Annotated in this window: 19 protein-coding genes; 6 read left to right on the top strand and 13 right to left on the bottom strand. The window is 67.4% G+C overall.

Features of this window, described 5'->3' with window-relative positions:
- Positions 1-321 precede the first annotated feature (321 nt).
- The 5 genes from pcaH to B1790_RS14790 all read left to right on the top strand — a co-directional run bounded on the left by pcaH (position 322) and on the right by B1790_RS14790 (position 5,153).
- Positions 322-1,080 carry a protocatechuate 3,4-dioxygenase subunit beta gene (gene pcaH, locus B1790_RS14770; RefSeq protein WP_079923990.1) on the top strand — a complete coding sequence of 253 codons (759 nt, stop codon included), beginning with the start codon at positions 322-324 and terminating at the stop codon, positions 1,078-1,080.
- On the top strand, positions 1,080-1,640 hold the full coding sequence (gene pcaG / locus B1790_RS14775) for a protocatechuate 3,4-dioxygenase subunit alpha (protein WP_079923991.1): 561 nt from the start codon (positions 1,080-1,082) through the stop codon (positions 1,638-1,640). The genes pcaH and pcaG overlap by 1 nt, the downstream gene beginning before the upstream one ends.
- The gene (locus B1790_RS14780) at positions 1,637-2,833 is read left to right on the top strand and encodes a lyase family protein (protein WP_079923992.1); all 1,197 of its coding nucleotides are present in this window, start codon (positions 1,637-1,639) and stop codon (positions 2,831-2,833) included. The genes pcaG and B1790_RS14780 overlap by 4 nt, the downstream gene beginning before the upstream one ends.
- Positions 2,830-3,993 (top strand): 4-carboxymuconolactone decarboxylase, encoded by a 1,164-nt coding sequence (gene pcaC / locus B1790_RS14785; protein ID WP_079923993.1) that lies wholly within the window; start codon positions 2,830-2,832, stop codon positions 3,991-3,993. The genes B1790_RS14780 and pcaC overlap by 4 nt, the downstream gene beginning before the upstream one ends.
- 410 nt (positions 3,994-4,403) lie before the next feature.
- On the top strand, positions 4,404-5,153 hold the full coding sequence (locus B1790_RS14790; RefSeq protein ID WP_079923994.1) for a FadR/GntR family transcriptional regulator: 750 nt from the start codon (positions 4,404-4,406) through the stop codon (positions 5,151-5,153).
- Here the strand turns inward: B1790_RS14790 and B1790_RS14795 are convergent.
- Genes B1790_RS14795 through B1790_RS14810 form a run of 4 tightly spaced genes read right to left on the bottom strand, consistent with a single transcriptional unit; the run spans position 5,145 to position 8,648 of the window.
- On the bottom strand, positions 5,145-6,014 hold the full coding sequence (locus B1790_RS14795; RefSeq protein ID WP_233165130.1) for an alpha/beta fold hydrolase: 870 nt from the start codon (positions 6,012-6,014) through the stop codon (positions 5,145-5,147). The genes B1790_RS14790 and B1790_RS14795 overlap by 9 nt on opposite strands.
- Positions 6,011-6,835 carry a 3-methyl-2-oxobutanoate hydroxymethyltransferase gene (locus B1790_RS14800; protein ID WP_198952011.1) on the bottom strand — a complete coding sequence of 275 codons (825 nt, stop codon included), beginning with the start codon at positions 6,833-6,835 and terminating at the stop codon, positions 6,011-6,013. The genes B1790_RS14795 and B1790_RS14800 overlap by 4 nt, the downstream gene beginning before the upstream one ends.
- Before the next feature lie 38 nt (positions 6,836-6,873).
- Positions 6,874-7,419 carry a 3-methyl-2-oxobutanoate hydroxymethyltransferase gene (locus tag B1790_RS14805; RefSeq protein WP_233165131.1) on the bottom strand — a complete coding sequence of 182 codons (546 nt, stop codon included), beginning with the start codon at positions 7,417-7,419 and terminating at the stop codon, positions 6,874-6,876.
- The gene (locus tag B1790_RS14810; protein ID WP_233165132.1) at positions 7,416-8,648 is read right to left on the bottom strand and encodes a Rieske 2Fe-2S domain-containing protein; all 1,233 of its coding nucleotides are present in this window, start codon (positions 8,646-8,648) and stop codon (positions 7,416-7,418) included. The genes B1790_RS14805 and B1790_RS14810 overlap by 4 nt, the downstream gene beginning before the upstream one ends.
- A gap of 168 nt (positions 8,649-8,816) precedes the next feature.
- On the opposite strand from B1790_RS14810, the gene B1790_RS14815 reads away from it, so the two are divergent.
- On the top strand, positions 8,817-9,686 hold the full coding sequence (locus B1790_RS14815) for an NAD(P)-dependent oxidoreductase (RefSeq protein ID WP_079923997.1): 870 nt from the start codon (positions 8,817-8,819) through the stop codon (positions 9,684-9,686).
- A gap of 4 nt (positions 9,687-9,690) precedes the next feature.
- Here the strand turns inward: B1790_RS14815 and B1790_RS14820 are convergent, their stop codons facing one another.
- The 9 genes from B1790_RS14820 to B1790_RS14860 form a co-directional block, all read right to left on the bottom strand.
- On the bottom strand, positions 9,691-10,431 hold the full coding sequence (locus tag B1790_RS14820) for a class II aldolase/adducin family protein (RefSeq protein WP_079923998.1): 741 nt from the start codon (positions 10,429-10,431) through the stop codon (positions 9,691-9,693).
- Positions 10,428-11,960, bottom strand: a complete 1,533-nt coding sequence (locus tag B1790_RS14825) for an ethanolamine ammonia-lyase reactivating factor EutA (protein ID WP_079923999.1) — start codon at positions 11,958-11,960, stop codon at positions 10,428-10,430. The genes B1790_RS14820 and B1790_RS14825 overlap by 4 nt, the downstream gene beginning before the upstream one ends.
- On the bottom strand, positions 11,957-13,102 hold the full coding sequence (locus B1790_RS14830; protein ID WP_079924000.1) for an ethanolamine ammonia lyase-activating protein: 1,146 nt from the start codon (positions 13,100-13,102) through the stop codon (positions 11,957-11,959). The genes B1790_RS14825 and B1790_RS14830 overlap by 4 nt, the downstream gene beginning before the upstream one ends.
- A gap of 54 nt (positions 13,103-13,156) precedes the next feature.
- The gene (locus tag B1790_RS14835; RefSeq protein ID WP_079924001.1) at positions 13,157-14,431 is read right to left on the bottom strand and encodes an MFS transporter; all 1,275 of its coding nucleotides are present in this window, start codon (positions 14,429-14,431) and stop codon (positions 13,157-13,159) included.
- 6 nt (positions 14,432-14,437) lie between these two features.
- Complete coding sequence (locus B1790_RS14840) at positions 14,438-15,598, bottom strand: ABC transporter ATP-binding protein (RefSeq protein ID WP_079924002.1); 1,161 nt, start codon at positions 15,596-15,598, stop codon at positions 14,438-14,440.
- 30 nt (positions 15,599-15,628) lie between these two features.
- Positions 15,629-17,377 carry an iron ABC transporter permease gene (locus B1790_RS14845; protein WP_079924003.1) on the bottom strand — a complete coding sequence of 583 codons (1,749 nt, stop codon included), beginning with the start codon at positions 17,375-17,377 and terminating at the stop codon, positions 15,629-15,631.
- A gap of 56 nt (positions 17,378-17,433) precedes the next feature.
- A complete protein-coding gene (locus B1790_RS14850; RefSeq protein ID WP_079924004.1) occupies positions 17,434-18,537 on the bottom strand; it encodes an ABC transporter substrate-binding protein in 1,104 nt (367 codons plus the stop codon).
- Between the two features lie 275 nt (positions 18,538-18,812).
- Complete coding sequence (locus B1790_RS14855; protein ID WP_079924063.1) at positions 18,813-19,844, bottom strand: cupin domain-containing protein; 1,032 nt, start codon at positions 19,842-19,844, stop codon at positions 18,813-18,815.
- 59 nt (positions 19,845-19,903) lie between these two features.
- Positions 19,904-20,563, bottom strand: coding sequence for a cysteine hydrolase family protein (locus tag B1790_RS14860; RefSeq protein WP_079924005.1), 660 nt, complete (start codon positions 20,561-20,563; stop codon positions 19,904-19,906).
- Position 20,564: the final 1 nt, after the last annotated feature.

The following is a 20,564-nucleotide window of genomic DNA, read 5'->3' on the forward strand; positions in this document are numbered from 1 at the left end:
TTCTCGCGTGGGTTCTGTTGCGGCTCGGGATCTTTGTCGTTCGGGGTCGAATGGGGGCGACCGGCTCGTGATGTTCGACGGTGGCTGATCCTCTGGCATCGCCCGCCCCCCATGTGGAGCCGTTGGCGACTCAGTCCGGGTCAAGTCCACAGACCTGGGGTACGTCGTCGTCGGAAGGTCGGAACGTCGAGCTAGTCCGGGGAGGGTCACACCTGCGGTCGACGAGTTGCCAACCATCGGTCGCCTTCCACTCAGTGGAAGCACATCCTCGCCTTCCGGGTGTGCGCCCGACATCATCGTGGTGTGAGCGCAACTGTCGGCATGTTTCAGGAACAGTCCGTAGTGAGTGCGGAGATCGAGGCGATCGAATCCGCGTATCAGCGGGCCGGGGTCGAGGAGACCCAACCGCGGCTGGACTACCCGCCGTATCGCAGCAGCGTGCTGCGGCACCCCACGAAGGACCTGCACCACGCCGACCCGGAGGGCGTGGAACTCTGGACCCCGTGCTTCGGGCCGCGCGACGTCGGCGCCTTGGAGTCCGACCTGACCATCGGCGGGCGCGGCGAGCCGATCGGCGAGCGGATGGTGGTCACCGGGCGCATCGTCGACGGCGACGGCCGCCCCGTACGCCGCCAACTGGTCGAGATCTGGCAGGCCAACGCCGCGGGCCGCTACATCCACCAACGCGACCAACACCCCGCCCCGATCGACCCCAACTTCACCGGGACCGGGCGCTGCCTGACCGACGACGACGGCAACTACCGGTTCACCACCATCAAACCCGGCCCGTACCCGTGGAAGAACCACCGAAATGCGTGGCGCCCGGCGCACATTCACTTCTCCCTGTTCGGCACCGACTTCACCCAGCGGATGATCACCCAGATGTACTTCCCCGGCGACCCGCTGTTCGCCCTGGATCCGATCTACCAGGCGATCACCGACCGCACGGCCCGCGAGCGACTGGTGGCCGCCTACGACCACGACGTCACCACCCACGAGTGGGCCACCGGGTACCGCTGGGACGTCGTACTGACCGGCCCGGCGCGCACCCCCGTCGAGAACCCCGAGGACGAGCACTGATGAGCACCCTGCTGACCGCCACCCCCGGCCAGACCGTCGGCCCGTTCTTCGGCTACGCCCTGCCGTTCGACCGGGGAGCCGACCTGGTGCCGCCCGGTTCCCCCGGGTCGATCCGGTTCCACGGCGTGGTCACCGACGGCGACGGCACTCCGGTTCCCGACGCGCTGTTGGAGATCTGGCAGGCCGACGCCGACGGCCACGTGCCCACCGCGAGCGGCGCGCTGCACCGCGACGGGTGGACGTTCACCGGCTGGGGCCGCGCCGCCACCGACGACGAGGGCCACTACTCCTTCTCGACGGTGCCACCCGGGTCGGCCAATCCTGGTGCGGCACCGTTCATCCTGGTGACGATCTTCGCCCGCGGCCTGCTGAATCGGCTGTTCACCCGGGCGTACCTGCCGGGGGACCACCTGGCCGCCGACCCGCTGCTGGCCTCGCTGCCCGCCGAGCGGCGCGACACCCTCATCGCCACCCCGGATCAGACCGGGCTGCGGTTCGACGTCAGCCTGCAAGGACCCGACGAGACGGTGTTCCTGCGCTACCCCGGCCACCGGGCGTGACCGACCTGTTCTGGCCCGGGGACCACCTCGCCGGGAACGCGATGAGTGGCTCCGCCTTCCTGCGCGCCATGATCGCCGTCGAACAGGCCTGGCTGGACGGCCTCGTCGATGCCAGGATCGCCCCGGCCGCAGCCGTATTCACCCTGCCCGTCGAGGTGGGCCTCGAGCAGATCGCCCGCGCCGCCGACGCCGACGGCAACCCCGCGTCCGCACTGGTCGCGCTGCTGCGCGAACGCACCCCCGAGCCGACGTCACGGTGGTTGCACCGCGGGCTCACCAGCCAGGACGTCGTCGACACCGCACTGATGCTGTGCCTACGCGACGTGCTGGCCCGCCTCACCGAGGAGGTCGTCACCCAGATCCAGGCCCTCGCAGCCCTGGCCGAAACACACCGCCGCACACCGATGCTGGCACGCACCCTGACCCAGGCCGCGCTGCCCAGCACCATCGGGGCAAAGGTCGCCGCCTGGCTGAACGGCCTGCTCGACGCCGCCGTCCCGCTCGCTAGTCTGCGGGCCGGACTGCCCGCCCAGCTCGGCGGTGCGGTCGGGACCCTGGCCGCGGTCGTCGAGCTGGCCGGCTCGGTCGACGGCGCGTGCGACCTGACCGACGGGGTCGCCGGCCGGCTCGGGTTGGCGGCCGCGCCACCGTGGCACACCACCCGGGCTCCCCTGACCCGGATCGGGGACGCCTTGGCCGGGCTGTGCGACGCGTGGGGTCATCTCGCCGCCGACGTCGCCACCGGAAGCCGCACCGAGATCGGCGAATTCGCCGAGGGCAGCGGTGGCGGGTCGTCGACGATGCCGCACAAGAACAACCCGGTCAGGTCCGTGCTGATCCGCCGCGCCGCCCTGACCGCGGGTCCGCTGGCCGGAACGCTGCACACCGCCGCCGCGGTCAGCGTCGACGAACGCGCCGACGGCGGCTGGCACGCCGAGTGGGCCACCGTCGCGACCCTCGCGCGGCGCACCGTCGTCGCCGCGGTGCACACCACCGAACTGCTCACCGGCCTGCGAGTCGACGCCGACCGGGCGTCCGCCAATCTGGCCGCCGCTGGCGACCTCGGCGCCGAGCAGCGTACGATGGCGAAACTCACGGGACGACAGCCGAATTCGACGTACGAAGGCGTCGCCGACCGACTCGTCGACGCGACACTGGACCGCGCCGCCGACTACCTGAAGGATGCGCCATGACCGTGCCCCGCCTCGTCGGCACCGACGCCGGCGGCGCCGCCGACGCCCCCGTCCTGTTGCTCGGACCGTCGCTGGGCACCTCCGCCGACACGCTGTGGGCACCGGCCGTCCGACACCTGCGGGCTCACCTGCGCGTGGTCGCCTGGGACCTCCCGGGCCATGGCCGCAGCCCTGCCGCCGAACCGTTCACCGTCGCCGACCTCGCCGCGGCCGTGCTGGGGTTGGCCGACCGGCTCGGCGCCGACACGTTCCACTACGCGGGCGACTCCGTCGGCGGCGCCGTCGGACTGCAGCTCCTGCTCGACGCGCCGCACCGGGTCACGTCGGCCACCGTGCTGTGCAGCGGCGCGAAGATCGGCACCGTCGACGGCTGGCACGACCGGGCCGCCACCGTCCGCGCCGGCGGGACGGCCGCCGTAATGGCCGGCTCCGCACAACGCTGGTTCGGCCCCGGGTTCGCCGACCGCCAACCCGACCGGGCCACCGCCCTACTCGGTGCCCTGCGCGACGCCGATGCCGAGAGCTACGCCCAAACGTGTGAAGCGTTGGCAGGCTTCGACGTCACTGAGCGACTCGGCGAGATCGAGACACCCGTGCTCGCCGTCGCCGGCTCCCACGACGTCCCGACGCCCCCGGAGTCGTTGCAGCGCATCACTTCCGGAGTGCGCAACGGCCGGCTGGTGGTGCTCGACGGAGTCGGCCACCTGGCACCCGCCGAGTCCCCGGCGGCGGTGGCCGACCTGATCGCCGTGCACTGCGGCGTCGGTGCTACCCGCCCCGAGACCACCGCCGGGGTGTACGACGCGGGCATGGCCGTCCGTCGCGCCGTGCTCGGGGACGCCCACGTCGACCGCGCCGTTGCGGCCACCACCGACTTCACCGCGGACTTCCAACACATGATCACCGAGTACGCCTGGGGCACCATCTGGACCCGCCCCGGCCTCGACCGCCGCAGCCGCTCGATGATCACCCTGACCGCGCTCGTCGCCAGGGGACATCACGAAGAGCTGGCGATGCACGTGCGCGCCGCCCTCCGCAACGGCCTGACCGAGGACGAGATCAAGGAACTGCTGATGCAGGCCGCGATCTACTGCGGGGTGCCCGACGCGAACACCGCGTTCCGGATCGCGTCGGCAGTGCTCGCCGAACCCTCTGCTTGAGCAAAGTACGAGAGCCGCAATGCGATTCATGATTCCGCGAGCATCCTCGCCGTGGTGGACGCGCCTAGGCTGATTGCGAGACCGGCGTCCACATCAGGGTGGCAGCGGAGGTTGGCTCGGTCGACGACTTCGATTCGAGAAGGCGAATGGTCCGTCATTTCCGTGACGAGTTCTAATCAGTAGTGGCTCACCACCGGCACGCGTCAAAAAACGATGCGACGACCGGAATCGCATGCTCGAGGGATCAAGGACGCCTCAGAATCTTTGGTGAGCCGCACGGGTCCGCGAGCTAGCCGTGTCGCCCACGAGAGGGTCGGCAGACCGGAAGAGCGGCGGCCTGGTCTGCAAACGGCCGCCCCCGCGAGATGGAGAAAGCCCCGTTGATGGTCTGGTGGCTTTATCATTGGTCCATGACACCAGAGGGCACCGTCGCGACACCTCGCTCCGCGGAGGGAATATTCAGCCGCGTCATTCCCGGGCGAGCCTCAGAACTCATCGTCGACCAGATTCGGTTGCTGATCAGGGACGGGCAGTTGAAGCCCGGGGACCGGCTCCCTGCGGAGCGTGACCTCGGCGAACAGTTCGGGGTCAGCCGGGTCACCGTGCGAGAAGCGCTTCGCGGTCTCGAAGCCAACGGCATCGTGCGGATCAAGGTCGGCGCCCGCGGTGGCGCCTTCGTTACCGCGCCCACCAGCAAGCGGGTCGGCGAAGGAATCGTCGATCTGTTGAGCATGTCGGCAGTCACCGCACGCGAAGTCACCGAGGCTCGACAAGTCTTGGAGCTTGGCATCATTCCTCTGGTCTGCGACCGTGCGACCAAGGAGGACATCGACGCGCTGCTGGAAATTTGCGACCGTGGGGACGCCGCACTCGCGCATGGCTCCTACCCCATGGCGCTGTCGGCCGAGTTCCACGGCCGGGTGGCGCAGGCCACGCACAATGACGCCATCGTCATGCTCTCGGAGTCCTTCCACGGCCCGACGCTGATGTCCCTCCAGCACGTCAAGGACGAGCATCCGGAGATGGGCATCAAGGGCAATCGGGAACACCGACAATTCGTCACCGCGGTGAGCAAGGGCGACGTCGAGAAGGCCACCGCCGTGATGCGCAGCCACATCGGTCGCACGGCCCGGCACATCTCCAAGGAAGTCTCAAGCTGACGCCAGGAAGTCGACGACCCTGGCCGGCGCGGTGGTCGCGGTCTGCTCGGCGACCGGAACGTCCCAGTATTGCGCCGACGGTAGGCACTCCTGCAGATAGCGGGCCGCCGACGGTGCGTGCGAACTGTCCTGCCCCGGCACTATGAGCGTCGGAACGTCCAACGCGAGAAGATCTTCGGGCTCCGCGCCCGGCACGGTGTCCCGGTCGAACATCAGCCGTGCCATCCCGGCGACCACGCCGCGATACCAGTCGGGATCCAGCTGACCGTAGCGCTGCGCGAACGACGGGTCCGAGCGCAGCACCGACACCCACGGCCCCACTCGGCCGTCGTCGGAGAAGCCGGCATCGGTGCTCGCCGCGAGAGCGATCACACCGGCCAGCCCGTCGGAGTCCACGAACGCCAGATGCGCAGCGAATCTGGCGTGCTGCTTCAGCCGGTACCGCACGCCGCCCGCGGGTGAGAACAGGACCATCGCCGACACTCTCGCCGGGTCGGCCACCGCCATGCCTGCGGCTATCGAGCAGCCCACGCAACCGCCCATCACGTGCACCCGGTCGAAGCCCAGGTGATCCACCAGCGCCACGCCCTGGCGCACGTAGTCCGCCCAGGAAATCCGCTCCACTCGACCACCCGACTGTCCAGATTCGCGTTTGTCGAAGGAGATGCAGGTGAAGCGTTCCCGCAGTTGGTCGAGCATCGCGGTGCGGCGGTACAAACCGTGGGTGCGCCAATTCTCCAGCGCTGCGTTGAAGCCGCCCGGCGAGAACATCAGCAGCGGCGGCCCTGACCCCTCGACCTCGTAGCGGGTCTCGATCCCGTCGAGAAGGGCCCTGGACGTCACCGCTTCGCCGCCGATCACGCGCGGCCGATGCCGCCGGCGATCTGCTGCGCCGAACGGACGTCGTCTGCGTAGGCGGTGATGGCGTCGAAGGCGATCTGCGCGACGTTGGCGTAGGTGTCCGGTGGTGCGTCGAGACCGTTCGCGCTGTAGCCGATCGCCGCGGTGGCCATCCGGACGCGGCCGTCGAGCCACGGCCCACCGCCGAAGCCACCGAGTACCGGGATCGAGACCGCCTGTGCCACAGCCGGTCCAACCACGGGACCCGAGTTGGTGAAGTTGAGCAGCACGGCTCCGGCCGCCTCGAGGCGCTTGGCCTCGGCGACCATCTCGTCGAGCAACTCCTCGGGGACGGTGTCGTCCGGACTGGGTGTCGCGCTGTAGGTGATGCCGTACTTCAGCGACGTCTGGGGGGTAATCCCGAACTGGGCGAAGACGGGGATGCCCGCCTTCGTGACGGCGGCGACGGCGTCGAGGTGGTCGGCCGCGCCGTCGAGCTTGACGACGTCGACACCGGCCTCCTTGACCATCTTGATTGCCGCGCGCACCGCACTCTTGGGCCCCTCCTGCAGCGGGCCGAAGGGAAAGTCCGCGCTGAGTAGTGCCCGGCCGACACCCCGCCGCACGGCCTGGCAGACCACCATCATCTGATCCATCGTGATCTCGAGGGGGTTGGCCTGCCCCCACAGGTTGACGCCGACCGTGTCGCCCACCGAGACCAGGTCGACCCCGGCCCGGTCGACGATGCGCGCCATCTGGTAATCCCAGGCGACGACCCCGACGATCTTCTGTCCCGTCTCCTTCATCGACTGTAGATCAGCCAGTGTCACTTGAGTCTTCACGTCCCGGCCTCCCATTGCGGTCCCTCCAGTCGAGTCCGTCAGGCCCGTAGGGCCGTCAGGACGTCGACGACGTCCTGTTCGTCACTACTGATCGCGAGCACCCGCGCATGCGGTCGGATCGCGGCCACGGTGTCGGCCACCGCCGCCTGCTCGCCGATGACCAACCCGGCGGTCGTGATGGCACGCACCGTGCAGGCCGCCCCGATGATGGTGGCTGCCGCGTCGTCGCTACCGGTCGTCGCGATCATCACCACCACGTCGGCGTCGTCGAGCTCGTCGACCAGGGTCGGGTGGTGACCGTTGCGGGACACGCTCACCGGGCGCAAGCTCACCGATTGCAAGCCCGCGTCCCCGACCTCGGTCGCGGGCTCAGCCAGTTCGTAGAAACGGGCACTGCCCCAGGCGTATTCGGCGATCCGCGCGACGATCGCGGCCGCGCCCTGGTCAAGGGCGATGACGCGAGCGCCCTGGCGACCGCGGATCGGCCGGTCGATGCGGTAGCGCATCTCGACGGCTGTCGTGGCCCGCGCGCAGCTGTTGCCCAGTATCGGGCGGCCACCCAGCGGCGGATCGTAGGAGTTCATACCGACGACTGCCGCACGCCTTCGCGCACCGAGAGGTCCTCGCGACACGCTTCGACGAACGCGGCATCGCGCGGGAGTACGACCGCGGCCGAGCGCACGCGGTGATGCGCCGGATCCACACCGGGAGGCGTGATGCCCTTGTCCCGCAACGCCTCAGCCGCCTTCTTGAGCTTCTGCCGAGCCTTGATGATGCCGGCGTCGGCGGAGACCAGCATCTCCTTGGTGCGGTCTACGATCGGCCCCATGCTCTCCTGCAGCGAGGCGTCCTGCATGGCGATGCCCTTGACGCCCGAGTACGTGTCGCCGCGCCGTTGGGCCTCGCGGTCGATCAGATAGTCGTTGTCCTTGTTGGCCATCGGACGGAACGTGCCGGGAATGTTCTCGCTGTGGACGCCGTGGCCGTCGCGCATCGCCTGCACCTCGTCGTTGCTCAGCGCCCGAACGGGGTGATAGTCGAAGGAGTACGTCCAGCAGTTCTCGTCGTCGATGGGAATCCAGAAGTGTCCGTGCACCGGATGGTCACCGCGCGGCGGCACCATCGTGAAGCACGGCATCACCCACGGCGTGATCCGCCAGTAGTAGGTGTCGGCTTCGGCGTTGCGGCGGGCTCCGACGAACAACCCACCCTCCGAATCGGCCACCTCGAAGTAGGGCTTGAAGTCGTTCATGTTGTATTGATTGCCCTTGGCGCCCTTGAACAGCGGATCCGTCTTGAGTCCCCCGGAGTGGAGGAACGAGACGTGACTCGAGTCGATTCCACCCTCGAACGCCTGTAGCCAGTTGGACTCCTGCCACCGCTTGGAGGTGAAGGTCTGATCGGCGGGCACGGTGGCGAACTCGTACTCCGGCAGCGGCGGCTGCTTCTGCGGATCTCCCATGTAGGTCCACAGCAAGTCACCCACCTTGAGCAACGGGTAGGACGTCAGCTTGACGTGTGAGCAGAAGGTGCTGTTCTCCGGTTCGGACGGTATCTCGATCGCCTGACCGGTCACGTCGTACTTCCAGCCGTGGTACGGACAGCGCAACCCCGAACCCTCGTTGCGGCCGAACCACAGCGACGCCCCGCGGTGTGCGCAGAACTCGTCGATGAGGCCGTAACGCCCGTCACTGTCCCGGAACGCGACCATCCGTTCGCCGAGGAGCTTGACCCGTACCGGCGGACTGTCGTTCTCGGGAAGTTCCTCGGCGAGCATCGCCGGTATCCAGTACTGGCGGAACAGCTCACCCATTGGTGTACCCGGACCCGTTCGGGTCAACAACTCGTTGATCTCTGCCCTCAGCACCGGTGGCTCTCTCTCCGTTCGATTCGCGATGAGTCAGTCATCACAATGAACCAACTGTAATACCATTAGCCATTACAAGCCAAGAGTTGAGGCACAACCGCGGGAGGCAAAGTCATGATCGGGATCGTCGGCGTTGGGGACATGGGACTTCCGATGGCGGGCCACATGGTGACGGGCGGTCTGGACGTGCTCGCCCATGACGTCGACCCCGGTCGGCTTGCCGCCGCCGCGGCCGCGGGCGCGACGATCGCCTCCGGACTCGCGCAGATGGCCGACGAAGCCGACGTGGTCGTCGCCTGTCTGCGCACCGATGATCAAATGCAGTCCGTCGCCGAGGAACTGGTGGCAGGGGACGGAACAGGTCCGCTCGGCGCGGGTCAGCTCATCGTGGTCGCGGGTACCCACAGCCTGGAGTTCATGAAGCGGCTCGCCGCCATCGTCGAACCGAGGGGACGACGGATCATCGACGCACCGGTGGTCTTCGGCGCGCTCGGCGCCAGGGAGGGCAACCTGCTCTCGCTGTGCGGTGGCGAGGAGGCCGACGTCGAGCGGGCCAGGCCGGTGATGATGACCTACAGCCGCGGTGTGGAGCACGTAGGGCCGCTCGGGGCCGGTCAGATCGCCAAGACTTGCAACAACCTTCTTCACTGGATCCACTGCGTGGCCAATTTCGAGACGCTCGCCATCGCCAAGCGGTACGGACTCGACGCCCAACGCATGCGCGAGGTGCTGATGAAGTGCCCCGGTGACAACGGCACCCTGCGACGGTGGGACTCCACCCGTTTCACCTGGCAGGAGAAGGACATGGACTTCGCCATCGAACTCGCCCAGAGCGCGGGCCTGATGCTGCCGCTGACCGGACAGGTCGACCAGCTCGTCAAGACGCTGACCGCCGCCGACGTGTCCGCACTGCTCTACGGTCCGGAATGCACCTACCTGGGACGGCCCGTCGCACCGCTGGAGCCCGAGGATGGTGGTCTCTAGCCGCTCACGGTGCGAGACCGGCAATCGCCAACCGCCCGACGTAGTGCCGCCACCTGGACGTGTCGTCGAACGCCGACCCCAGGTCGGGCAGCTCGCGACGGTCCTCGTCCGGCACCGGGTCGGCGGTCGCGCCGAGGCGAACCACGTCGGCGCACGTCCGGGACAACTCGGTGAGGTCCAGGGCGCGCATGACGGCCTGCGCCACCGACTCCCCCGCGGTCACGATGCCGTGCCCGCGCAGCACGCAGACGTCGCGGTCGCCGACGGCGTCGGCCACGGCTCGCCCGAGTTCGGGAGTGCGCACCAGCACCGACCGCGGGTAGACCGGAACGCCTCGGTGAGCCAGCCGCGCGGCGGGAATGTTGTACGCGCCGAACACCTGTCGCAGTTCGACGCCTCCCAGATCGGCGATCACGACGTCGCGCGGGTGGGCGTGCACGACGGCGTTGACGTCGGGTCGGGCTCGCAACAGTTCGGAGTGGATCCGGAACTCGTTGGGCACCGCGTAACCGTCGCCAAGATCGCCACGCCCGTCGAAGTCGACGAGTCGAACGTCGTCGGCAAGGGTGAACAGCAGCCCCCGGTCGTGCGGACCCCGGCAGCGCAGCAGCATCCGATCCACGTCCACCCGGACGCTGACGTGGCCGAGCACGTCGGCCGCCAGGCCCTGATGTGCGAGGATGCGGCAGGCCGTGGCGACGGTGCTTCGCAGCTCGTCGAGAGATGGGGCCGAGACGGGCGTCATGCCGTGAGGTCGGCCGTGGCGCGCGGCGCCGTCGAATCGACGCCGAACACCAGCGACTTGATGGTGACGGGAACGGTGTTCGAGGGCTGGCGGACACGGCCGAGGTCGACGAAGTCGAAGTCGCGCAACACGACACCGTCGAGAATCAGCATGTCGACGGCAATGCCCAGTTCCTCGCGCAGGATGGTTCCCAAGGTCAGCGCGATGTCGGCGTCGACCATCAGGTACAGCGCCCGCCCCGCCGCGAGCCGCCGCGCCAGGCCGTTGCGGATGCCCTCCGCGTACGGGCGCAACCGCCGGTAGCTCGGCGGGCCGGAGAAGTCCAGCGCGACGGCGATGTCGGCCTCGGTGTCGTGCAGTCCGAAGGCCGAAAGGTGATCGGTGATGGCCGAGGCCACCACGCGAGCTTCGACGTCCGCTCCAAGCGGGAACACCGGCCGGGCCACCTGCAGGTTGCGCCGGGGCAGCGTCGAGGCCGGAGCCGGGATGAAGCTGGTGATCCCGCTGAGTTGCACGGTGTACTCCGACGCGCCAAGAACCGTCGCGCGGATGCGTTCGGCGGCCGACATCAACGGCGCAGGCAGCTCCCCGGCAGCCGCGCGGGCGGCCAGCGCCACCCCGAGTCGACGGCCAAGGTCGCCGAAGTCCCGGGTCTCCATGCCGTAGACGTATTCGGCGACGCCGCCGGAGAAGATCACCCCGTCCAGGCGCCCGAGGTCGGCGACCGGTTCGGTGAGAAACAGGTGATCGGCCGCGGGCTCGCCACGGATGGCCGCGACGACCAGATCCGCCATCGACGCGGCGATGAGGTCGAGCACGTCGGATGCCACTGGGTCACCGAGACCGATGTCGAAACCCGAGGCTGCCGCGTGCATTCGACCACCGGGCTCGATCCGACTGACCTTGCCGTCGGCCACCGCGATCAGTCGGCCACCGACGTGCAGGGCCGCCGTCGCCAGCACCCGTCCATGCTCGATCACGGCGAACTTGGTTGTGCCCCCGCCGATGTCGACGTTGAGAATGCGGCAGCCGCGCTCGTGCGACGCCAACGCCGCTCCGGAGCCGTAGGCCGCGAGCATCGCCTCCATGTGGTGACCGGCGCTGGCGCACACCAGGTCACCGGCCCGTTCCGCGACCACCGCCGCGATGCGTTCGGCGTTGCGCCGACGCAGTGCCTCGCCGGTGAGGATCACCACGCCGGTGTCCACGTCGTGGGGTTGCCGTCCCGCGTCGGCGTAGGCGGTATCAAGGATGAGACCCAGTGCGGCTGCGTCGATCTCGAAGTCGTCGGTGAAGGGCGTGAGCGACACCTCGGACTCGAACAGGGTGTCCCGCGCCACCACGACGTAGCGGCTCGTCAGATCCTCGCCATGACGGCGCAACCGAAGCCGCGAGAAGGCCACCTGGGTACCCGAGCTGCCGATGTCGACCCCCACGCTGTGCATGGTGACGTTGTCCTGCTGCCAGATTGGATTTTCCGCCAGCGGTACGTCGGGCTCGTCGTGCTCGTGGTCGGCGTCGTGGCTCATGCCGGCGACGGCACCGCAACCGCCTCCGCGGGCTTGGGCGGCAGGTCGGGGAGCTCGGCGGCGTAAGCCTCGTCCATCTTGGGCGTCAGCCCGGCGTCGGCCAGTGCCTTGGCGAACGTCTGACGGATGACGGGTGACTCGTCGGCATAGTCAATCTGGTCACCGCCGATCCGTCGGCTGATCCACGCCTTCGGCACCCCCTGCGCGTTGCGGATGGAGACCACCTCGTGTTTGAACGCGAGATACCGGGCGGGATCGGCGCCGGTGTTGAAGTGCTGGTGGAACCACATGTTCGGCGGAACGATGAGGGTGCCGGGCTGCCACTCGTAGCGACGCGGCTCCTCGCCCTCGGGCCACATCAGGCTGAATCCCTGGCCGCTCAGAATGATCACGTGGGCCCCGGGGCCGTGCCGGTGGCCCTTCTTGTAGGTGGCGGTGCCGAACTGCGAGATGTGGCTGTTCATCGAGCCTCTGGCCATCGAGAACCGGATGTGACCGCCGCCGGCGCCACGCTCCTTCGCCGAGACCAGGGGTAGGTCGATCGCGTTGGCGACGAAGTTCGTCTTGAGCAGCAGACCGTCCTGCTCGTCCTTGGGAGCGAAGTAGTCCGGCTCACCTGCGAAGCGTCCCGGGAAGTCGTGAGCGGTGTCGAACACGAAGTCCGCCTCGTCATACAGGTTGATGACGGGAGGCATGTTGGTCGACGACACGAATCGGGCGGCCGTGGACCCGGATCCGTTGAAGTGCTGATGCCAGGCGTTGAGCGGGATGGCGAACAACGCGCCGGGCCCCCACTCGAAGGTCACCTTCTGTCCGGCGTCGTTCCACACCGCCGTGGAGCCGTGCCCCGAGAGCACCAGGATCATCTCCTCGAACAGCTGGCGCTGCGGCGCCAGTTCGCCACCGGCGGGGATCTCGCAGACGTAGCAGTCGTTGGAGGTGCGGGAGGCCTCGTGGTTGATGAAGACGCCGCGACCCCCGCGGCGGGCCCACGGCTTGAGTTCGACCGTGTTGAGGTTCGGCACGTAGTGGGCGCTGATGATGTCGAGACCCTCGTTGGCAACCCACCGCACGTACGGCGAGTCCTTCTCGGTCGCGAACTTCTTCGCCAGCGTCTCCGAAACGATTGCGTCCTTCGCCACGTTCTTCCTCCGTTGTCATTGTGTGAACTAATGGTATTACCAATGGGTTTGGTGTCAACCCGACTCGGGCGGTTTGCCGGTCGGTGCGCGCGCAGCGGCGCGTTCGCCGGCCACACCGGTGTAGGTGAGCACCGGGTTGGCCCGCACCAGGAAGCTGCCGGCGTAGAGACCGGCCAGCGCGCCGCCCACCGTCAGCGCGAACACCGGCCCCAGCAGTCCGGCGACCCCGCCCATCAGTGTGTCGCCGAGCGCCGGGCCGCCGCGCGAGGCCATCTGGTAGATCGCCGAGACCCTTCCCCGCAATTCGTCGGGCGTCTCGAGCTGCACCGCGGCCTGCCGGATGGTCGTGGCCATGGCGTCGCAGGCACCGATCAGCAGACCCGCCAGCACGGCGATCCAGAACAGGTGCGCCTGGGCCAGGAAGACGTTGGACACGCCGTAGAGCACGGTGCCGATCAACAGCACCCGGCCCAGCCGCTGAGTGCGGTCGACGACGCGGAAGATCGTGTAGGTGGCCAGTAGGGCCCCCGCCGACGGGGCGGCCGAAAGCAGCCCATACCCCTGGGGACCGACGTGAAACACCGTGGCGCACAGCGCAGGAAGGAGCACCCGGTACGCCCCGAAGATGGTCGCCGACAAATCCAGCGACATCAGCATCCAAATCATCCGGCGGCCCCGCACGAAGGCGACGCCGTCGACCAGTTGCCGCCAGATCGACACGGCGGTACCCGCCCCCTCGAGCGAGGGCACCCGCAGGAGCTGAAGGACGACCACCAGGGCCGCGTAGGTCACCGCGTCCACCGCGTAGACCAGACCGGGCCCCCCGAACGCGATGAGGATCCCCGCGATGGCGGGCCCCAACAGCACCGCGACTTCCCGCGACGGGTTGATCAGGGCGAAGGCCTGCGGCAACTGAACCCTCGGCACCAACGCCGGGATCAACGCCTGGCGAGCCGGCTGATCGAACGTCGAAGCGGCCGTGGTCAATACGACTGACAGCACCACCTGCCAGGCGACGATGTGGCCGGTGAGCGTCGCGATCGCAAGGCCGCCCGCCACCACCATGGCGACCGCTTGGGACGCCTGCAGCAGGCGCCGCCGGTCCCAGCGGTCGGCGAGCACCCCGCCGAGCGGACTCAGGACGAGCAGCGCGAACGCCTGGCCCGCCCCAACCAGGCCGGTCTGCGCGATCGATCCGGTCAGGTGGTAGACGTGGTAGAGGTTGGCCGCAACCGTTGCCCGCGTACCGATTTGGGACAGCACCACACCGGCCCAGTACAGGTTGAAGTCGCGATTCCTCAGGACGTCCGGGACGTTCCGGAGACCCATCCCCGCTCAGTCGACCGGCACGAGGGCCAGCTTGCTGGTCTCCATCTGCAGGAAGACCGACGAGCCCGGCGCGTGCGACACGTGGGGCAGGCAGCGGGCCCGAATCTCGTGCTTACCGACGGCGATCACGTGGTCGACGGCATCGCCGAGGAAGGCTCGGGTGGTGACGTTGCCCTCCCAGACGTTGTCCACCCCGACGGGGCGTTCGGTGCTCAGCTGGACGGCCTCCGGCCGAATCGAGACGATCACCTCGGTCCCGATGGGCATCTGCGCGCCGGACTCCAGCGTCAGACGTCCGTCGCGGGTCTCGACCACGTAGCGGTCCCCCTCTCGGGAGGCCACCGTCCCGTCGATGAAGTTCGACGTGCCGATGAATTCGGCGACGAACTTGCTCTGAGGGTTCTCGTAGATGTCGCGCGGCTTGCCCAGTTGGACGACCTCACCGGCGCGCATCACGGCGATGTTCGACGACAGCGACAGGGCTTCGATCTGGTCATGGGTCACGTAGATCGAGGTGATGCCAAGTTCCCGTTGCAGACGCTTCAACTCGAAGCGCAGGGACTCCCGGAGCTTCGCGTCCAGGTTGGACAGCGGTTCGTCGAGCAACAGCAGCGACGGTTCGATGACGATGGCGCGGGCAAGCGCCAACCTCTGCTGCTGCCCACCGGAGAGCTTCGTGGCGTGGCGATCGGCGTATTGCAGGAGCTCCATGGTCTCGAGCACCCGATGCACCCGCTCGGTGATCTCGCGCTTGCCGGGCCGCTGCGAGCGCGGCTTCACGCGCAGCGGGAAGGCCACGTTCTCGAAGACCGTCATGTGCGGCCAGATCGCGTAGGACTGGAACACCATCCCCAGGCCACGCTTGTTGGCGGGCACGTTCACCTTCTTGTTCGCCGTCCCGCCGGCGGCGAAGAGCACACGTTCGCCAACGGACACGACTCCGGAATCCGGGGTCTCCAGTCCCGCAACCGATCTCAGTGTCGTCGACTTTCCGCAGCCCGACGGCCCGAGCAGAGTGAACAACTCACCCGGCTTGACCGCGAAGCTGATGTCTTTGACCGCGAACACCCGCGCCTGCGGCGTGCCGTTGGTCGGCGGCTGGTTGTGACGCTGGCGCTTCTTGCGCTCGCCGTCGTACGACTTGACGAGATTCTGGACTTCAAGCACGTCGGGGTTCCTTTCCAGCGGATCGATGGATCAGTCCTGCTTGAGGCCGACCTTGGCCCCGAGCTTGTAGGCGATCGTCACCAGGACGACCAGGGTCAGCACCATCACGACGCCGAGTGCGGAGAGAACCGTGAACTGTCCGTTCTCAAACTGCTCGAAGATCAGAATCGAGAGGACTTCGTTTCCGGGGCTGTACAACAGGATCGAGCTCGAGAGCTCGCGGAAGGACACCACGAGGATGTAGATCCACCCAGCCACCAGTCCGGGCATCAACAGCGGCAAAAGCACGCGACGAAACGTCTGCCACCAGCTGGCGCCGTTCACCAGCGCCGATTCTTCGAGCTCGTTGGAGATCTGCTGCATCGACGTGACCGCATAGCGCATGCCGTAGGGCAGGTATCGCGTGCAGTAGGAGATCAACAGGATGAACAGCGTTCCGTAGATCGGGATCGGGCTGCGCAAGTAGACGAAGCTCAGGGCCAGACCCATGACCAGGCCGGGCACCACCAGCGGCATGAACGCCAACGCGTCCAACACCTTTCGCCCACGAAGCTGCGAGCGCACGACGATCCAGGCCGCCACCGCCATCACGGCCATCACGAGGGTCGCCGACGCCAGACCGAGGATCAACGAGTTCTTCAACGCCGTCAACGCACTGGAGGTGTGAATCAGCTGCCGGTAGTTGTCCAACGTCATCGTCGAGAACGTGTCCTTCGACGGCGGCGCGTAGAACTTCAGCAGGGAGGTGTAGAGCAGCACCAGTAGCGGCGCCAGGACGGTGAGCACGAAGTACGCGATGATCAGCAGTCCGGCCAGCGGTCGCCACCGACCCAGCTCCATCGGGCGAGGCCGAAAGCCCTTGCCGGTCACCGTCTGGAAGTTCTTCCCGGCGCGGCCGGCATAGTTGGAGATGATCACACCAATGATGGCCAGCACCAGCAACCCGATGGCCAGCGCGCCCGCCGCGGACAGATCGGGCGGATAGTCCCGCAGCACGAAGTAGATCCGGCTGGTGAACACGTAGATGCCGTTCTGCAGTCCGAGCAGGGCGGGCACCTCGAAGCTCTCAAGGCTGCGCACCACCATGATCAGGATCGCCGCGACGATGGCGGGACGAGCCAGCGGGATGGTGACCTTGCGGAACACCGTCCAGCGGCCTGCACCCGACATCAGGGCGGACTCCTCCAGCGAGGGATCCATTGCCCGGAACGAGGCCACCATGAGCAGGAACACGATCGGTGAGAGCTGAAGACCTTCGACCCAGATCATGCCCCAGATGCTGAAGACGTCGATCACCGCGCTGCCGAAGATCGGCTCCAGATAGTGGTTGATCAACCCGATGTCGGGGCTGCCCAACAGAATCCACGAAATGGTGTACAGGATGCCGGGGATCACCAGTGGAATGATCGAGGCCGCGAAGAACAACGCCTTGAAGGGAACGTCGGTACGCACCTGCAAATAGGCCAGACCGGTGCCGAGCACCATGGACAGCGCGGCGGCGCCGACGGCGAACCAGAGCGAGTTGCCGACGAGGTCGAAGATCTGGTCGTTGCCGTAGGCACGTTTGAAGCCGTCGACCGTAAAGCCGGTCGCATCGAAGAAGGTTCCCCAGAAGAGGTAGTAGAGCGGAACGATCGCCAGGTAGGCGACGATCAGCACCACGACGCTCAGGGTGAGGAACTTCGGCGTCGGCAGGAGCCTTCGCCACAGCGGCGGGTCGGATGGCCCGTCGTCGAACGACGGCATCGGCGTCGACGGCCTGGGGGGCGCGATTGTCATGTGGTCACCTCGGGGGAATCGGCAGGGTTGAGGCCGGGCGTGGGGTGAGTGCTGGGTCAGCCGAGTTTGTCGCTCTTCTCCAGTAGCGCGTTGTACTTGTCGCTCCACTGCTTCTGCTCGTTCAGCAGCTTGTCGACGTCGACCGAGATGACCTCCAGGCCCTCGAGCGGGTCCTTCAGTCCCTGCGGTTCGATCGACGGCGTCAGGCCGAGGTCGACGAAGACCTGCTGACCCTCGGTGAGCAGCCAGTCCTCGAACAGCAGGGAGGCTGCCGGGTGCGGCGCGGAGTCCAGCAACGCGACGCCCTGGGGACGGGCGATGACGGGCTGCACCAGCGGCTGGTATGCCACCGGAGCACCCTTGTCCGCTGCGCGCTGCACCAGGTACGTGTAGTTCGACGCGGCGAGCGAATACTGTCCGGCCGAGAGCAATTCGCCCATCACCGTGTGCCCCTTGACCACCTTCGCGCCGTCGGCCATGGCACCGAACAGCTGGTCGATTTCCGCGGTGGACTTGCCGTGCTTTTCCCAGTACTCGTAGAGCGTCAGGTACCAGTCGTAGTCGTTGAGTTCCATCGCGAGCTGGCCGTTGAACTTCGGATCGGCCAGGGCTTCCCATGACGTCGGCTGCGATCCGGCGGGCACCTTGGTGGTGTTCCAGCTCGGCGAGAACAGGTTGTAGCGGCTGGCGGTCCAGTTGTCGAACTGCCCCTCGGCACCCACGGCGTCGCGGCGCTCACCGGTGTAGGGCGCGATCAGCTTCTCCTTGCTGAGCGCAGCCATCTCAAGGGCGTCGGTCTCGACGACGTCCGCGCCGGCGTGCCGGGCACTGGACTCCTGCAGGATCCGTTGCAGGACGGTTTCCGAGGCGGCGCGGTAGAGGCTGACCTTGACGCCCGTCTGCGCGGTGAAGGCCTTGGTGACCGCGTCCGCGACGTCACTCGTCATGGAGGTGTACAGCGACAGCTCGCCTTCGGCCTTGGCGTCGGCGACGAGCTTGTCGCGTCGTTCCTGTCCGGATAGCGATTCGTACGGCTCGAACTTCGAGGCGGTGTCGCCGCCACCGGAGGCGCCCGGTGCTGCCGTGGGCGAGCCACCACAGCCTGCGAGCGCGATCGCCAGACCCACCGTGGCGATGAGTCGACCTAGTCGGTTTGCCATTACCTCACGTCCTATCTACGGAGACAGCTGCGTTGGGGCGGACCTCCGGGCGCACACCCGACGTTTGTTGGACTTATTGTAGGACCATTGGAATGTGATGTCCATCATCTTCTGCGACATTTGTGAGGCTACTTACACACGTGAGCAGGCATGATGGCACCCCACCTCGCCACGGTTTCGCAGACGGAGGCGTGAATCCACGGGCAAATCAAGGATGAGCTTGGTTCGGCGGCCGCCAGCGGCAGACCGCCGAACCAAGGGCCAAGCGGATGGGTCTAGGCGTTGGCGTCGGCGAGCGCGCCGACCGTCGAGCTGGATGCGCCCGATGCGGGCTCGAAGAAGTGCGTCTGGTCGTAGCCGAGGTGCTTGAAGACCCGGTTCTGCGCGTTGAACAGGCGCAGCGGCTCACCGTCTTCGGCAAAGATCTGGCAGACGTGATTCTGCGGCACGTAGAGAGTGTCGCCCTTCTTGATCTCGTACCGCTTGGGCTTGAGCGCGATGCGCGCGTAGTACTTCTCGGCGATCTCCGCCTCGACCTCCCACTGCAGCGCATACCCGGCGCCCGAGAGCACATAGAAGACCTCGTCGGCCATCTTCCAGTACTTGCCCGAGTGGCCGCCGGCCTCGATGTCGAGCTCGTAGGCGTCGACGCTGAAGATGCGGGCATCGGTCTGCTCGGGTGACGCGATGGTCCTAATGTGCCCCAGGGGCGTGGTTTCCCACTGCGTGTCGGCGGGACCGATCACCTTCTTGCGGTCCAGCACGCCGGGGGTCCAGATCTGCGACCAGTCCTCGCGCGGGCCGAAGGACTCCTCGTTGTCCACCGGCCCACTTCGGCCCTGCTGGATCAGGCCCATGAACATCCACGTGCACTTGGCCTTGACGACCAGTGCCAGCGCCTTCTCGTCGTAGGGGTTGAAGTGACGGTGCACCGAGTCGGTGTGCACGAACACCAGATCGTCCTTCGACCAGTCGTATCGCTGGTCATCGTGGATCTCGTACCCGCGTCCCTCGAGGATGTAGAAGGCCGCCTCGTTCTGGTGACCGTGGCCGTGGTTCGACGATTGCGGAGGCAATTCGACGAAGTGGACCTGAATCGTCTGCGTCAGGAAGTCCTCGTCGCCCGGTCCGACCCGCCACCAGGTCCGCGACTGCTCGCTGTCACCGGAGTGCGCCACCTTGGCGTCGTCCACGACGAAGTCGTCGTCACGGACCCTGTCGTTGGCCAATTGCTGGCGGCGGAACTCGCCAAGACCATAGGTCTGGGAGGTGAGCCCGCGGACGAAAACCCGGCCCTTCTCGGCCATGCTGTTCTCCTTCAAGCGTTGATGTCCAATGGTTTTACCATTGACGATGGTAATCGGCGTCACATCCGCTGTCCAGCGGCGAGCCGGACCGCCTGCGGCGGCTCCAGACCACGGACCACCTCGTCGACCGATCGTACGTTGCACATTCTCGGGAACACCTTTTCCAGAAAGAACGTGCGCTGCTCGTCATGGCCGTGGCAGCAGTCCCCGACGATCGTGACCTGCAGGTCGTGGTCCCTCGCGTCGAAGGCGGTCGACGCGATGCCGACGTGCGTCGAGCCCCCTACGAGCAGGATGGTGTCGACACCCCTGCTGCGCAGGGACAGCTCTAGGTGCGTGCCGTGAAACGCCGACCACCGATGCTTGGGCACGTCGTAATCGCCTGGGCAGGGGGCTATCTCGGCAAGCACGGCCGACTCGGGGGTACCGGACGCGAAGCGCGGAGCGGTCGGCGGCGGGTTCATGCGTCCCCAGGGGCGGAACTGCGGGTCGGTGTCGCTCATCGTGCGCGCAAAGTCCGCACCGTCGGCGCGGTGGTCGGCGCGGGCGTAGAAGATCGGCACCTCGACCCGTCGACATGCCTCGATCAACCGCGCGGTCGGCGCCAACGTACCGGCCGCCTCGATTGGCCCGCGGTATGCCTCCAACATGTCGAAGACCACCAGTGCGGTGGCGGCGTAGTCGTAGTGGATCATCGGAAGTCGGTTGTTGTCCGGCATG

This window comes from Mycobacterium sp. AT1 (assembly GCF_002043095.1).
GTDB lineage: Bacteria > Actinomycetota > Actinomycetes > Mycobacteriales > Mycobacteriaceae > Mycobacterium.